At 66.0% G+C, this 14,974-nt stretch carries 16 protein-coding genes; 6 read left to right on the top strand and 10 right to left on the bottom strand.

Going from position 1 to position 14,974, the window contains the following annotated elements; translation table 11 throughout:
- Nucleotides 1-31: 31 nt before the first annotated feature.
- A complete protein-coding gene (locus M2421_RS03985) occupies nt 32-937 on the bottom strand; it encodes a LysR substrate-binding domain-containing protein (RefSeq protein WP_259203413.1) in 906 nt (301 codons plus the stop codon).
- 132 nt (nt 938-1,069) lie between these two features.
- Here M2421_RS03985 and M2421_RS03980 point away from each other — a divergent pair, with 132 nt between their 5' ends.
- The 5 genes from M2421_RS03980 to M2421_RS03960 all read left to right on the top strand — a co-directional run bounded on the left by M2421_RS03980 (nt 1,070) and on the right by M2421_RS03960 (nt 5,873).
- Entirely contained in the window at nt 1,070-1,621 is a 552-nt protein-coding gene (locus tag M2421_RS03980) for a hypothetical protein (protein WP_259203411.1), read from the top strand.
- Nucleotide 1,622: 1 nt separating this feature from the next.
- Nucleotides 1,623-1,952, top strand: coding sequence for a hypothetical protein (locus tag M2421_RS03975; protein WP_259203409.1), 330 nt, complete (start codon nt 1,623-1,625; stop codon nt 1,950-1,952).
- Between the two features lie 6 nt (nt 1,953-1,958).
- Nucleotides 1,959-2,816 carry an MBL fold metallo-hydrolase gene (locus M2421_RS03970; protein WP_259203407.1) on the top strand — a complete coding sequence of 286 codons (858 nt, stop codon included), beginning with the start codon at nt 1,959-1,961 and terminating at the stop codon, nt 2,814-2,816.
- 404 nt (nt 2,817-3,220) lie between these two features.
- The gene (locus M2421_RS03965; protein WP_259203404.1) at nt 3,221-4,417 is read left to right on the top strand and encodes a GAF domain-containing sensor histidine kinase; all 1,197 of its coding nucleotides are present in this window, start codon (nt 3,221-3,223) and stop codon (nt 4,415-4,417) included.
- Nucleotides 4,418-4,523: 106 nt separating this feature from the next.
- Nucleotides 4,524-5,873 (top strand): chloride channel protein, encoded by a 1,350-nt coding sequence (locus tag M2421_RS03960; RefSeq protein WP_259203403.1) that lies wholly within the window; start codon nt 4,524-4,526, stop codon nt 5,871-5,873.
- Nucleotides 5,874-6,253: 380 nt separating this feature from the next.
- Here the strand turns inward: M2421_RS03960 and M2421_RS03955 are convergent, their stop codons facing one another.
- Genes M2421_RS03955 through M2421_RS03925 form a run of 7 tightly spaced genes read right to left on the bottom strand, consistent with a single transcriptional unit; the run spans nt 6,254 to nt 12,670 of the window.
- Nucleotides 6,254-7,624, bottom strand: a complete 1,371-nt coding sequence (locus M2421_RS03955; protein WP_259203550.1) for an ATP-binding protein — start codon at nt 7,622-7,624, stop codon at nt 6,254-6,256.
- A 17-nt stretch (nt 7,625-7,641) separates the two neighbouring features.
- Nucleotides 7,642-8,316 (bottom strand): response regulator transcription factor, encoded by a 675-nt coding sequence (locus tag M2421_RS03950; RefSeq protein ID WP_259203401.1) that lies wholly within the window; start codon nt 8,314-8,316, stop codon nt 7,642-7,644.
- 24 nt (nt 8,317-8,340) lie between these two features.
- Nucleotides 8,341-8,955: a hypothetical protein gene (locus M2421_RS03945; protein WP_310439323.1), complete on the bottom strand. Its 615-nt coding sequence runs from the start codon at nt 8,953-8,955 to the stop codon at nt 8,341-8,343.
- A 34-nt stretch (nt 8,956-8,989) separates the two neighbouring features.
- Entirely contained in the window at nt 8,990-9,826 is an 837-nt protein-coding gene (locus M2421_RS03940; RefSeq protein WP_259203549.1) for an SDR family oxidoreductase, read from the bottom strand.
- Nucleotides 9,826-10,500 carry an iron-containing redox enzyme family protein gene (locus M2421_RS03935; protein WP_259203400.1) on the bottom strand — a complete coding sequence of 225 codons (675 nt, stop codon included), beginning with the start codon at nt 10,498-10,500 and terminating at the stop codon, nt 9,826-9,828. The genes M2421_RS03940 and M2421_RS03935 overlap by 1 nt, the downstream gene beginning before the upstream one ends.
- A complete protein-coding gene (locus tag M2421_RS03930) occupies nt 10,497-11,993 on the bottom strand; it encodes an AMP-binding protein (protein WP_259203398.1) in 1,497 nt (498 codons plus the stop codon). Before M2421_RS03930 ends, M2421_RS03935 begins: the two co-directional genes overlap by 4 nt.
- On the bottom strand, nt 11,990-12,670 hold the full coding sequence (locus tag M2421_RS03925; protein ID WP_310439321.1) for a thermostable hemolysin: 681 nt from the start codon (nt 12,668-12,670) through the stop codon (nt 11,990-11,992). The genes M2421_RS03930 and M2421_RS03925 overlap by 4 nt, the downstream gene beginning before the upstream one ends.
- Before the next feature lie 61 nt (nt 12,671-12,731).
- Here M2421_RS03925 and M2421_RS03920 point away from each other — a divergent pair, with 61 nt between their 5' ends.
- Nucleotides 12,732-13,034: a hypothetical protein gene (locus tag M2421_RS03920; RefSeq protein ID WP_259203395.1), complete on the top strand. Its 303-nt coding sequence runs from the start codon at nt 12,732-12,734 to the stop codon at nt 13,032-13,034.
- A gap of 167 nt (nt 13,035-13,201) precedes the next feature.
- Here the strand turns inward: M2421_RS03920 and M2421_RS03915 are convergent, their stop codons facing one another.
- Complete coding sequence (locus M2421_RS03915; RefSeq protein WP_259203393.1) at nt 13,202-13,804, bottom strand: cold shock and DUF1294 domain-containing protein; 603 nt, start codon at nt 13,802-13,804, stop codon at nt 13,202-13,204.
- Nucleotides 13,805-13,812: 8 nt separating this feature from the next.
- Complete coding sequence (locus tag M2421_RS03910; RefSeq protein WP_259203392.1) at nt 13,813-14,925, bottom strand: homoserine O-acetyltransferase; 1,113 nt, start codon at nt 14,923-14,925, stop codon at nt 13,813-13,815.
- Nucleotides 14,926-14,974 lie beyond the last annotated feature (49 nt).

Raw genomic sequence — 14,974 nt, 5'->3', positions numbered from 1 at the left:
CTGCGCTGCAGGCCACGCGCTGCAGGGCCGCTCAGGCCTCCCGGTCGGCGCCCGGCTTGCCCGCCACGTCCAGCAGCCAGTGCGCAAACACCTGCACCGGGCCGGCGGTCAGGCCGATTGGCTCGGGCAGTACCAGACAGAAGGTCTTTGATACGCGCGTGGGGTGGGCCCACGGCGCGACCAGGCGCCCCTGTTCCAGCTCCGCCTCCACGTACAGGCGCGGCACCAGGGCGACGCCCAAGCCGGCCAGCGCCGCCTCGATCAGCATCGCGTGCAGGTCGTAGCGCGCGCCTACCGCGGGATTGGTGAGGAGCACGCCTGTCTCCTCGGCATAGCGCTGCCAGGCGTCAGGGCTGTGCCGCCTGTGCAGACGCGGCAGCGTGTCCAATGCGGGCAAGCGCTTGCGCCCGCCGAGCAGCGATGGGTGGCAAACTGGCAAAAGCACTTCCTGCAGCAGCGGATAGGTCCGCATGCCCGCCCACGCTGGATGCTCGAAGTGCACGGCGGCATCGACCCCGCTTCCTGCCAACGCAAACGGTTCGGTGCGCTCGGACAGATGCACGGTGATGTTGGGATGCAATCGGCTAAAACCGGCCAGGCGGGGGATGAGCCAGCGCATCGCGAACGTCGGTGTAACGGCGATGTCCAAGCTCGCGGCGTTCTCCGGCTGGCCCATCAGGTATTGGCTGTCCCGGTCCAGCCGGTCCAGCAGCTCACGGACCTGGCCGGCGTAGCGCGCGCCATTAGGCAGCAGGCGGACACGATTGCCGATGCGTTCGAACAGCGCGACCCCCAGGAACGACTCCAGCCTGCCGATCTGGCGGCTGATGGCGCCTTCGGTCAGCGAAAGCTCTTCCGCGGCCCGCGCGAAGCTGCCATGGCGGGCAGCCGCTTCGAAGGCGGTCAGGGCGGCGCTGCTGGGGATTTTTCTGCGCATGAAGGGCGTCCAGCGTGACGTTGTGTCACGGAAGCATACCGATTTATCGCTTTTGCGCCTGAAAAGGCAGGCCTAGCATGATGGAACGTCAATGAGGGCCGGGCGCCGCGCCCGGGCCAGGAGAGCACGTCCATGATCTACGCCGTCGAATGCAACTTTGCCGATCCTGCCAGTGAGGCGGAGTGGAACCACTTCTACAGCCTGCAGAAACTGCCCGCACTCATTTCCGTGCGCGGCTTCCACACCTCGCAACGCTTCAAGGCATGCGGTCCCGGCTGCCCCGCTTACCTCGCCCTGCACACGATCGACGGCCTTGAGGTTCTGCTGGGCGAGGAGTACGCCCGGAAGGGCGGTGGCAATTTCGCGCGCTGGCAGCGGCACATCACCCAGTGGCGCCGCACTCTGTACGACAGCCCGGCCCGGGCGCCGGCCATCGAACCGGGCGGGTATCTGCTGGTGAGCCACGCGGGGCCGGGCCCGCTGACGGCGATGGGGATCACCTCGCAGGCACTGCATGCCGTTGCCCTGGACCGCACGCCTGCACGACTCTGGCTGGCATCGGTTGCGCAGGCGGGAGCGCCGGGAGTGGATACCCTGCCCGAGGGCGTGCACGCCTATGTGCCCCTGACCGGGCAGCTGAACAGCCCGCAGGGTGCTGCACCCCGTGCACTGGAGCCGCGCTGACATGCCCGGGCTGACGATCTACTTCACCGAGCAACGCATGCCGGCGCACACCCATCTGGCGGCGCTCACCGAACGATGCACGCAGTTGTGTACCGACCTGCTTGGGGCGGCCCTGGACAACGTGCACATCCAGTACCTGGGCGCGCGTCACGGGCGCGGCTACCCGGCGTCCGCGGAACTGACCTTCCGTCTTTCGCCGACGAGAACGCCAGCGCTCATGGACGAATTCATGCGTCAGCTCGCGCTGGCGATCCAACAGCATGCAGGGATGGCGGCGCGTATCCGTTGCTTTGGCTGCACCCCCGCGTCACTGCACGCCCGGAACGGATGACCGACCATGAATACACCCCTGCCTGGACCGGCCCTGCCTGCGCAGCAGACGGGCGACTTTTTCATCCAGGCCCTCGGTGATGGCCACCTGCCTGCCAGCCTGGAGCTCCTTTCCCACATCGATCCGGCCGATGCCCTCCAGCTGCAGGCACGCGCAGGTGTGCACGATCCGGCGTCGATCCACATCAACGCCTATCTCGTGCGCGGGCAGGGCCGCACGATGCTCATCGATGCCGGCGCTGGCGGCGTCAAGGGATGGGGTGGGCAGCTGACGGCCAACCTCGCGCGGGCGGGTGTGCAGCCTGCCGAGGTGGATGCCGTGCTGCTGACGCATGCCCATCCTGACCATGTCGGCGGCCTGCTCGACGCGCAGGGCGGGGCGGTCTTCGCCAACGCGGAGCTGTTGATCCACCCACGCGAGTTGGCCTTCTGGGAGGACGATGCCCACCTTGCGCGGAGCAACGCGCGCGCACGCGGCAACTTCCTGCTGGCACGCCAGGTCGTCGCCCGGTATCGCCACCATCTTCGGGTCGCGGAGGAGGGCGAGGTGCTGCCGGGCATCCACATGCTGCCGCTACCCGGGCATAGCGCAGGGCACGTGGGCTACCGCATCGAGTCGGACGGGCGAAGCGCGTTGATCTGGGGCGATATCGTGCATTTTCCGCATATCCAGATAGCCCGCCCCGCGGTATCCATCGCATTCGACCAGGACCCGCTGCTGGCGGCCGCCACACGCTCACGGCTTCTGGATGTTGTCAGCGCCGATGGGCTGATGGTCGCCGGCATGCACCTGGGGGAGCTTGGCTTCGCACGCATCCACCGCGTGGGAAACGGGTTCGGCATCAGGTACGAAGACCGGCGCTAGCCACGCAATGACGGGTAGGGCCGCTGGCGTCGCCGAGCTGCCCTGCTGCATGGCGACACCGATGCGCCTGTTCTTCTTTGTCCGCTGTGTCGAGGTGAGTCGGCCGTGGGCGGCCCGGAGGCGGCTACCGGCAGTCGACAACCGGCCTTGTCACAGCACCTGGCTGAACTGCGCAAGCGGCCGTGGGTTGCCACGCGAAGCGAGCCTCGTTCAATCAGCCACTGGATGTCGCCCCCCAGTGGCTGCCTTGCTCACGGCCCTGTATCGACGAAAGGCTCGTTTGCCTCCGTCGGGACACCCACCGGGCCCTGAGTGCCCAGCCCGACTGGCCCGCACGCCTGCGGACCTGCCAACGCACGGGTTCCCCCCATGAGATAATGCGCCACCGACCCAACCCCTCACGCATGGACACCCTGACCGACCCTGATCTGCTGAACGACATCGCTGAGATCGGTCGAATCCAGGCGGTGCCGCGAATCCTCGAAACCGTAGCCCACATCACGGGTTCGCGATTCGCCGCTATTGCCCGCGTGACCGAGATAACCTGGACGGCGTGCGCCACACTCGACACCCTGGGTTTCGGGCTGGTTCCAGGTGGCCAACTGGTGCTCGAAACCACCATCTGCGACGAAATCAGGCAGTCCGCGACCTCCGTCGTATTCGCGAATGCGAGCGCACACCCGCTTTACTCCACGCATCACACGCCCCGGATCTACGGGCTTGAGAGCTACGCGTCCGTTCCCATCCATCGGCCGGACGGGACCTTCTTCGGCACGCTGTGCGCCATCGACTCGGCGCCAGGCAACTTCGACGAAGCCCATGTCCAGCGGTCGATGGAGTTGCTTGCCGAGCTGATTGGAAACTACCTGGACAAGGAAGATCGCCTGCTGCAGGCCGAGAGTGCACTCTCCGATGCGCACCGCGCTGCCGACTTGCGCGATCAGTTCATCGCGGTTCTGGGACACGACCTGCGCAGCCCTCTCCAGGCGATCAGCATCGCCGCAGACTCGCTGGGCATTGACGCGAATTCCGAGCGTCAGCATCGCATGCTCGCGCACATCGCGTCAGGCGTGACCAGGATGGACGGGCTGATCAACGACGTGCTTGATTTCGCCAGAGGGCGCCTGGGCGGCGGCATTCCCATCTCGCTGCAGGCAACCAGCACGCTGGACGCGGAGCTGAAACGGGTCGTGGACGAGGTCGCCATCGCCACTGGGTGCCAGGATATCCAGGTTCAGATACGGCTTGAAGGGACTGTGGTCTGCGACCCCAGCAGGCTTTCACAACTGCTGGCCAATCTGCTGACAAACGCGGCCCAGCATGGCGAACGTTCGTCCCCCATCACGTTGAACGTTCACTGCGCGTCCAATGGGTTCATCCTGGAGGTGCACAACGCTGGCGTCATTCCGTCCAGCAGCATGGACACTATTTTCAGCCCGTTTTCGCGCGAAAAGGGCGAGCGCCCGCGACCGGGTCTCGGTCTTGGCATTTACATCGCATCGGAAATTGCGAGGTCCCATGGCGGCACACTGAGTGTGCAGTCGAATGAGGCCGCTGGGACATTGTTCACGTTCCAGATGCCGAACGCTACGCTGCCGTAAAGGGTGATTCTGACGCAGCGGCAGGTCATGGCGCGCGCCCGAAAGTCGTCGCTGAGGTAGGACGAGACACTATCCCGGCACATGCGAGAGGAGGACAATGACGCCCATGTCCTTACCTGATCCCCCACAAAGCGGGCTGCGGGCAGCCCTGTCGGCAGATGGCTGGAAGCGGCGAATGGCCCTGTGGGGCGGCGCGGTGGCGGTAGCGATGGTTGCCATCGTCTTTGCCAAAGCCAGTGATGCTGCCTTCCTGTTGTTTCAGCGCATCATCGGCCACTCGTTGTGGTGGGCCCTGCTGCTGACCCCCGGCATCTTCGCGTTGCTGGCGTGGCTCACCAATGGGGTGTTGCGTCCAACACGCGGCAGCGGCATCCCGCAAGTTATCGCTGCGTTGGAGAAGCCGGAAGACCATGCCTTTCGCGCTACCAATCTCTCGCTGAGAGTGTCGGCCGGCAAGCTCTTGCTGACCACGCTTTCCTTGCTGGGTGGAGCGTCCGTGGGGCGCGAGGGCCCTACCGTGCATGTAGGCGCCAGCCTGATGTATGCCTTTGGCCGTTGGTTTGGTTTTCGGGACCCACGTGAGCTGTCGCATTTCCTCTTGGCAGGCGGGGCGGCCGGCATCGCCGCAGCGTTCAATACCCCTTTGGCCGGGATCGTTTTTGCCATTGAGGAACTCAGTGGACGGTTCGAACACCGCTTCTCCGGGACGCTCCTCACCGCGGTCATCGTCGGCGGTGTGGTCTCCCTAGGCATCCTTGGCAACTACACCTACTTCGGTCGCGTGGCTACGCTTCTTCCGCTTGGCCAGGCGTGGCTCGCCATTTTGCTGTGCGGCACCGTTGCAGGCTTGGCGGGCGGCTTGTTTGCCAAGCTTGTTCTTTTGAGCATGTCCGGAAGGCCGACCTGGCTAGGTCGGCTGCGGAGTAACCACCCGGTGCTGCTTGCCGCCGCCTGCGGGCTGGTCGTCGTTGGTCTGGCAGCGGCGTTCGGAAACGGTGCGTTCGGCACGGGTTATGAGCAGGCACGGAGTTTGGTGCAAGGCCACGCAGTAGTGGGCCACGAGTTCGGGGTCATGAAGCTGCTCGCGAACCTGGCCTCTTATGTGGCCGGCATTCCGGGGGGACTGTTTTCACCAGCGCTCGCGGTTGGGGCAGGCCTCGGGCATAACCTGTCGGTAGTGATGCCCTCCGTGGACCCTCGTGCATTCGTGCTGCTCGGTATGTGTGCCTACCTGACGGGCGTGACCCAAGCTCCGCTGACGTCGGCAGTGATTTCTCTGGAGCTCACCGATACCAATGGGATGTTGCTGCCCATCCTGGCGACGGTGCTCTTGGCTCGGGGGGTGTCAGGGCTGGTCTGCCATGTGCCCATCTATCGAGGTCTGGCCGAGCGCTTGGCGCGTGTGGATGTGCCAAGAAGGGATCATGTCCATGAGGCGCCTGTGTCGGATAAATGAGGCATGTCCGTGGTTGTCTTGACGCGCGCCTCAGGGCTCGGGTCGGTCGAATGTCTGGCGGGGCATACTGCCCTGGCTGAGTGGCTCTCCGCCGGAATCCCGGCCAACCGGCGCAGTGCCCGTAGATCTCGGTGTGTGGTCTTTGCGGCTTGGCGGGCGGCCGTGGCTTGGGCGCGTTGATGTCCTACCTCAGCCATTGACTGGCGTTATTCTCGATCCAGGGAGGGGCCCAGTGCGCGGAGGGCCCGCGCCAACGGTTCGCTTCAACCGTCTGCGCTCTTGGCTCGGTGTTGAAAGGGCCCTCAACGCTGAGGAGCGTGCTGTTTGGCGTTGCAACGGTGCCTGGCTGACAGGTCACAAAGATCGTGAGCCGCTGCGCGTCAATGTGCCCCCGATGGCAGTTGGACTGTCACCTTCAAGCCCTTGAGGCATTTGGACGTCCCAAGCGTGATCCCGCCCTCGTGCGCGTCCAACGTCTCCTGGACAATGGATAAACCCAATCCGCTTCCCTCTGCGCCGCTTCCGATCACCCGGTAGAAACGGTCGAAGACGCGGCCCTGCAGGTCCTTGGGAATGCCAGGTCCAGAGTCTTCCACCGTAAGAGCGCATTGCTCGCCCGTCTGTTCGGTAGACACCACCACGACCCCATGTTCGGGGGTATACCGGATGGAATTCTCGACGAGGTTACGCACCAGCAAGCCCAGCGAGAACTCGTCGCCGAAGACGTCGGCTTTGTCGAGAACGAGGTTCATGACCTGGTTCTTCGACGATGCCAAGGCCCTGAGCTCTTCAACCTCGCTTCTCACCAGAGCATCCAGGCTCAGCTTGCGAAACACATGCTTTCCGATGCCGCGTTCAGTTCGGCTCAGGGACAGTAGCTGTGATACCAAGCGCTCAACCCGTTCGACCCCTCTGGCAAGCAACCGCTGTGACTCGTGACGTTCTTCATCGAGCGTGGCGAGCCGCGCGTTGTCTGCATGAACCTTCACTGCGCTGATCGGCGTGCGCAGCTCGTGCGCAGCATCGGCGATGAAGCGGCGCTCGCGTGCCAAGGCGAGATCAAGGCGCTGCAGAAGCTCGTTTACCGCGCGTACCAGACCGTGGACCTCTTCCGGGAGCTTCGTGTCATCCAAGGGCGTCATCCGATCGGGGTCACGCTCACCGATGTCCGTCGAGACTTTTCGCAGCGAGCGCGTGGCCCAGGCGACCGTCAACCAGATGACCAAGGCCATCACCGGAAGCGCGAACAGCAGCGGCAGCAGCGTGCCGATGGCAATGTCCTCGGCCAGTTCCTGGCGGATGTCCGAGCGCTCGGCGGACTGAAACCATCGACCCTGTGGCGAGCGCAGCGTAAAGGTTCGCCACTGCGCCCCGTCGATGTCTACATCCGCGTAACCCGGCGATAAGCTCGCCATTGGCGCATTGGGCGCACTGTCTGATCGGAGCAGCAGGCGACCGTCAGGCGCCCATATCTGAAACGCCAGCTTGTTCTCGTAGGCGTGCCCGTCTTTGAAGGCCAATGCCTCGCCAACGCCGTCGGCGCGCCCGTGCCACCCGCGCAGGACGATGGGGTCGCCGGGAAACGCGCTCAGATCGCTGAGCGGCTCGTCCACCAGGCTCAACAGCACCCGCGAGGACTGCACCAGCCGAGCGTCGAACATTTCCCCGGCCTCCTGCAGCCCGGCTCGGTAGCTCAGACCGGCCGCCAGGAGCATGAGCAGGGAGAGCACCCCCAGCAACACGACCAGCAAGCGGCGACGGATGGACGTCATGCAGCTGCATCCGAGGGGTCGCCCAAGGCGTAGCCGATCCCCCGCACGGTGCGGATGATGCCCGGATCCAGCTTCCTGCGCAGTTGGTGGACATGCACATCGACGGCGTTGCTGGCTACGTCCTCATCCCAGCCATACAGGTGCTGCTGGATGGTCTCGCGCCCAAGCGGCCTGCCTTGTTGTTCCATGAGCAGTCTGAGCAGGGCGAACTCCCTGCGGGTCAGGTCCAATGTGTGCCCCTTCCAGATGGCGGTCAGACGCGCAGGGTCCAGGCTCAGCGCGCCGGCTTCCAGTGTCGGTGTCGCACGCCCAACGCTGCGGCGGAGCAGGGCGCGGACGCGCGCAAGCAGCTCAGGCGTGTCGAACGGCTTGCCCAGATAGTCGTCGGCACCCACGTCCAGCCCAAGGGTGCGGTCAGAGGCCCGCTCGCGGGCGCTGAGGACCAGGATGGGCACGTTTCCGCCCGCCGCGCGCACCTTGCGAATGACGTCGATCCCGTCCATTCGCGGCAGACCCAGGTCCAGCACAACCAGGTCGATGTCGCCGTCGCCGATGGCGGTCAGCGCGGCGGCACCGTCCTGCACCCAATCCACGGCATATGCCGCTCGGCGCAGGGCGGTCCGGATGCCTTCACCCAGTGATGCGTCGTCTTCGGCGAGCAGGATGCGCATGCAGGCAGTCTCGTCGTCCCGGGTTCACTTGGCAAGGTGGCCTCGGACCTCCTTGAGTTTGGCGGTCGCTTCGGCCCGGCGCCCGGCGTCGGCGACTTCACGGCCGGGGCGGGGAGGTGCTGCAATCGCCTTCTCGAACGCTGCCTGGGCGCCTTGCCAGTTCTTCTGGTCGCGCAGGAAATCGCCGTAGAAGTAGTTGGCATCGATCCCGTTCGGATCCACGGCCAGGCCCTTCCTCAGCATGGCCGCTGCGGTGTCGTCATTGCCGAACCCCAAAGGCCACCCCGGCACCTGGTAGTAGAGGGCGCCCAGGCTGGTGTAGGCCGCCCCCTGCAGCGCGTTGGGATCTATCTTCAGGGCGGCCTCGAAGTCCGCACGTGCCTGTTTCACCAGACTCAGCGCCCCCATGCCACCTTTCTCGCCGGCGAGGCTGGAGAGGACGATACCCTCCCAGATCAGTGCGCCGGCATCACGTGGCTCGGTCTGGCGGGTCTTCGCCGCCTGGCTGGCCAGGGCCTCGAATGCGGTCTGTCGCTGGGGCTTGCTGGTCTGGTAGTTGATCTGGGCCCAGCGGTCGCGCAGCTGGGCCACCGTCATGGGCGTTCCTGGCTCGGCGGCACAGGCAATGCCGACCAACATGACCAACGCGCTGATGAGCAGGATAAGCATGGTTTTACCGTGACGTTGCTTCATGGGAGGCGTCCTCGTGGATGGGCTGCGCCTGAGAGGCGTGGCGCCTGATGATGGGAAGCTGGGCACGCAGGCTGCGGTCGACCAGCGCGGGAAACATGCCGTTGATGCGTGCGAACAACTTTTCCGGCCAGCCGAGCTGGCGGCGCCGATCGCCTTGGACGATGGCGTGGACAAGCGCAGCGGCCACGGCCTCCGGCGCATCGCTGCCGACCTTGAGCTCGGCGTTGAGCGCATCGACGGCAGGCGTATTGAAGGCGGTGCGCGTGGCACGCGGGGACAGATACTGGAAGCTCAGGCCGGTGCCGTCGTGTTCACGGGAGAGCGCTTCCATCAGGCCGCGCACGCCGAACTTGCTGGCGCTGTAGGTGGCGAAGCCGGCAAAACCGATACTGCCGAAGGTGGAGCCGATGGCAACCACGCTGGCCTGTTCGTGGCGGCGCAAAACCGGCAACAGGGCGTGGATAAGCAGGGCGGAGCCGACCAGGTTGGTCTGCAGCAGGTTTTCCAGCTCATCGGGATGCTGGTCTTCGAACAGACCGAACGCGCTCTGGGCGTGGCCCAGCACCAGTACCGACGGTGCCACATTTGCCTGTCGGATTGCGGCGATCAGGTGCGAGCGGCCCAGTGACGTGGACAGGTCGGCGACCACGGTGTGCACGCGCCCGGCCGGTAGCGCGGCGGCAAGTGTGGTGAGCCGGCTGCGGTTGCGCCCGACGGCCATGATCGAGGCGCCCGCCTGGACCAACGCGTGGCACAGCGCCACGCCGATGCCGCCACTCGCGCCGGTGACGATGACGGTCCTGCCGGCGAGATTCATCACGCGGCCTCCGCCCAGCGCACGCCGTCCTGGCGAAGCGTGCGGAAGATGTCGCCATACAGCACGTAGAAGCGTCGGGCGGCATGGATGACGGCCTGCTGATCCGCCGGATCGTCCAGGCGGTCCATCAGCCCTTCAAAGAAGCCGACATGCTCGATGTCCAGGTCGCCGTGGGACAGCAGGTAGCTGAAGGCGTTGCGCGGCAGGTCAAGCGAGGTCTGGAGGGTGTTGGCCGCACGGGTCGCCAGCGCCACGCTGGTTCCTTCCAGCACCAAGACCATGCCGAAGAAGCCGACCGGGTTGCCACGGTGGATGGTGTCGTAGGCGTAGCTCACCATCAGCTCGGTGGCCAGTGAGGGGAGGCTGGCGGCGGCTTCGGCGCGGTCGGCACCGCAGGCCGCCAGGTCGTCCAGCACCCACTCCTGGTGGCCCATCTCTTCTTCGATGTACTCACCGATGGCCGTGCGCAGCCATTCAAGCCGCGCAGGAAGGCGCGCGCCGCATGCCATGAGCAGCGGGACGGTGTGCCTGACATGGTGGTAGGCCTGCCCGAGAAACGCGACGTAGTCTTCGCGGGCGATCCGGCCGCCCAGCGCGGACTGGATGATCGGCACGGAGATCAGGGTGGACCGCTCCTGCTGGGTCTGGGCGAGCAGTTCGGAATGGAAACTCATGCGGATACTCCCGTGGAAGGAACGGAGGCGGGACGGCGATAGCTCGCATCGACCTCGGCCTGGAAATGGGACAGGATGGCGTCGCGACGCGGGCGCCCATTGGCGGTGAGCAGGCCGGTACTTGCAGAGAACGGCGCTGGCGCGCGCACGATCCGCGAGACGCGGGCGTAGTCGGGCAGGCCGGCGTTGACCTCCGCTACGGCGCGGGCGAGGGCGGCATCGTCCAGGTCGGCACGGCGCGGAACGAGCACGGCGACGTTGTCGGCCTGTGCCTCGCCCCATACCACCGCCTGGGCCAGGTCCGGATGGGAGAGCAGCTCGCTCTCCACCCATTCGGGTGAGACATTGCGACCGAACGCGGTGATGAAGACATTCTTGCGGCGGCCGGTGACGTGGACGAATCCGTCCGCGTCTACGTGGCCCAGATCACCGGTACGGATCGGCCCCTCGGGAAGCGGCTCCGCACCCAGGTAGCCCAGGGCGCGTGCCCCCTCGACCTGGATCTCACCGTCGACAATGGCGATGCGCGCGTGCGGAAGCGCTTTGCCGACACTGCCATCCAGGCTGGCGCCGGGTTGGTTGAGGCAGACCACGGAGGCACATTCGGTCAACCCGTAGCCTTCAAACACCGGCAGACCCAGCGCCCGAGCCCGTGCCAGCAGCCCCGGCCCCACGCGCCCGCCCCCGACGGCGATATAGCGCAGCGAGGCGGGCAGGGGGGCACCGCTTTGGGCGGCCATCACCACCGCCAGCAACAGCTGGGGCACGAGGATGACGCTCTCCGGCTGATAGCGGTGCAGGCATCGCAGTAGCGTCGGTACGTCCAGGCCCGAGGCGCCGGTGTAGCCGATTTCCGCCAGCGATGGGAGCGCAATCTGCGCGTCCGAGAGCAGCGTTGCATACAGCCCGGCAACGTTCTCCAGGAGCGTGGACAACGGCATCAGGCAGAGGTGGCGGCGCGGCGCAATCGCCGACGACCCTTGCACCAGCGAACTGGCGACCGTAAGCAGCGTCTCGGCCGACAGGCACACGCCCTTGGGGCGGCCGGTCGTGCCGGAGGTGTAGGTCACGCATGCGGTGCCAGCGGGAAGGTCGATCGACGTCGCCGGATCGGTCCGCCACTGGGCGAGCAACCCGCCATCCAAGCTCCCCGGTGTGCCCATGCTGCCTGTGGGCGCAGGCGCACCGTCGGCGGAGACAATACACTGGGCACCGCTGGACGCCAGGGCATGAGCGATCTGCTCGGCAGAGAAGAATGTCGGCAACGGCACATGCACGCCGCCGAGCTCGCGCAGGGCAAGATCCAGGACCAGCCACTCAATGCCGTTGTCCAGCTGGCTTGCGACGCGGCGGATGCTCTGCAGGGCCAGGCGATCAGCCAATCGGAATGCGCGCTGGCGGATCTGCTCACCGTTAATTTCCGCTCTGGAAGTGAGTACGCGTGCCGTGCGCCCGCCGAGACTGGCGCTGAGGGGAGAGCTCTGCACGTTCATTTCGCCGCCACCATGGCCTGCCGCGACGGATCCGGATTGGTCGTGGCGCGCGCCTCCTGTTTTCGTGCTTGATGCAGGAACGCACGTCCTGCAGAGACATTCCCGCAGACCACCTTCGGCCGGGTCTCGTAATAGCTGCCCCACCGGGACGCATCGCCGGCAAGTCGCTCCGGGTCTGCTTCGCCAAGTTCCACCGTCACCAACTGCAGCCGGTCGAGGGTGTTCCGCAGCTGTTGGGTGGCCGCGAACAGCACCCAGCGCACGCGTGCGGCATGTAGCATGTCGGTCAAGCGGACAATCAGTTCACGCGCGACGCCGGGGGTGGTGGCGGCGAAGTTGCCGATCTCGGCGATGCGGTCGCGGCCTACGCTGGCGATCTCCCGATGCAAGAGGATCGCCTGTACAGGCTCGTCGAGGTATTGCTCGACAAACAGCGGACCGTCGCTTCCCACGCGTATCCCGACCGCTGCCACCAGGTTTCCCTTGCCATCCCGGAACGCAAGCAGCTGCGGCAGGAACGCGTGCAGCGTGGCACCGTAGCGTTCGCGATACACGCGGGCGATGAACTGCTCCACTTCGCTGCGGCTTGGGTCTTGCGGGCCCACCACCTGCGAATGCGGCAGGTGGGACGGGAACGTGACAGCGAGAGAGGTGGGGATCCAGGACATGGCGAGTATGCTGGCCGGCCCGGATTAAGGCTGAATTAGGTGGTAGTTAAGTAGCCATTAGCTTTTTGGAATGCTTTCGTTGGAGTTGCCCGGCGTTGCGCGCGGCGTGAAAGCTGCACAGCCGGTATTTCTACGCTGTCACCCCATCCACGATGAAGACGCGATATTCCGCGCCTTTACGCCGATGCTTCAACGCCGCTTGATAGAGCGGATCGTCGTAGGCCGCCCTGGCGTCTTCCCGACTGGCGAACTCAACGATTACCGCACCGTCGACCTGTGGCCCCTCCAAGGTCTCGACATTGCCGTAAAACGCAAGGGGCACGGCGGGGTGACCGGCTGTAGCATCGCCGAGTCGGCAACGATCTGCTGGTGAGTAACAAAGTGACGGATTTCGTATCGACCGCAAGCAGTCGAGACACGTCAGTTTGCGGGGTCGCTTCTGAATGAAGCATCGAGTGTGCGCGATATTGAGGTGCTCGGTCACGGGAGGTCGCGTCCTCGTAGTGGCCGGTTCGCTGCCGGAGTGATCCGGCGGCGATGTCATGCAGCGATGTCGTGCAGGAGCCAGGCCAGCCCGACCAGGTTGATCACCACTATCAGCCAGAACATCTGCTGGAAGGAGGCCTTGCGGTTCTTGTGGCGCAGCAGCGACTGGGCAAGCAGGGCGCCTGGCCAGCCGCCGAGGAGTGCGAGCAGCTGCAGGGTCTTTTCGGGGGTGCGGCGGCGGTCGGCCTGCGCGGCGGATTTGTCGTGCGAGTAGGCCAGGAACGTGACGACGCTGGCGCCCAGGTAGGCGGCCGGCAACCATGTCGGCCAGTGCATCCACGCCGTCAGCGCACCCAGGCAGGCAAGGAAGAGCAGTGCGATGGCCTTGCGAGGGAGGATGTCGCGCCCCGTCCGTTCGGCCGAAGGGCGGGTGCGTGCGCCACCACGCTGCAGCGCGAAGCGCACCTGGGCCGCGTTCGGCCGCCCTTGCGCATCGCGCTCGGCCACATAGGTGATGACATCGCCGAGTGCCGGGCGCCGATCGCGCGCGGCAAATGCGCGGATATGCACGAAACAGCGCTCGCCGCCGCCATTGGGCTGCACGAAGCCGAAGCCGCGTGCGTCGTCCCACTCACTGAGCTTTCCCTGCAGTCGCATGTCTGTCCTTAGAGCGTGGAAAGGAACTCGCCGACCGCAGGCCCGAACCGCGCGAAGTCGACCAGGAACGCATCATGGCCCTGCGGCGAATCCAGGCCGATGAAGCGCGCATCGGCGCCCCCGGCACGCAGGCCGTCGGCAATCTGTTGCTGCTGCTGCACCGGGAACAGGATGTCGGTGTTGGCGCCGATCGCCAGCGCTTTGTCGACCTCGATCCTGGCCAGCCCGGCCAGGACATCGCCGTCGGCGTATTCGGCCAGGTCGAACCAGTCCATCGAGCGGCTCAGGTACAGGTAGCAGTTGGGGTCGAAGAAGCGCACGAACCGGCGCGCGTGCCCTTCCAGGTAGCTTTCCACCTGGAATTCCAGCCCGAACGGGTCATCGTCGGCCTGGTCCGAATCCAGCCGCACGCGGCCGAAGCGGCCGTCCCACTCCAGCGCGGACCGGTAGGTGATCACGCCGAGCTTGCGCGCCATGCGCATGCCCGATTCGGGGTAGCTGGCGTCGTCGTAGCGGCCGGCATCCCACTTGGGGTCCAGGCGGATCGCCTCGCGCTGCAGGGAGCGGATCGCGATGGAGAAGGGCAGGGCCTGCGCACTGCCGGAGATATTGATGTGGCTGCGGGCGATGCCCGGGTGCAGCAGCAACAGCGCCAGCGCGGTCATGCCGCCCATCGAGTTGCCGATGACGCAGGCCAGCTGGTGGATGCCCAGCGCGCGCACCACCTCCACCGCCGCACGCGCGCCGTCTTCGATGGACAACTCGGGGAAGCCGAGGCGGTACAGCTGGCCGGTGGCCGGATCGATCGTGGCCGGGCCGGTGGAGCCCTTGCAGCTGCCCAGCGAGTTCACGCAGACCACGAACCAGCGCTCGGTATCGATCGCCTTGCCCGGGCCGAGCATGCCTTCCCACCAGCCGGCCGCGGGGTTGTCCGCGTTGGCGGCAGCGTGCGCGTCCGGCGACAGGCCGGTGACGATCAGGATTGCGTTGCCCGCATCGGCATCCAGCGTGCCCCAGGTTTCAAACGCCACATGCGCGCCGATCAGTTGGCCACCGCGCTTGAACGGGAACGGCGAGGGCAGGGCGTGGTAGCGGGTACCGGGGGGGATGAATTCAGTCATGCGGCCATTTTAGCCGGGTCCGTGCCACGCGCCGCACCGCTGGCGGCAC

Origin of the sequence: Stenotrophomonas sp. BIGb0135 (assembly GCF_024810105.1) — a bacterium.
Taxonomy (GTDB): domain Bacteria; phylum Pseudomonadota; class Gammaproteobacteria; order Xanthomonadales; family Xanthomonadaceae; genus Stenotrophomonas; species Stenotrophomonas maltophilia_AB.
This window is presented reverse-complemented; position numbering and strand designations above follow the sequence as displayed.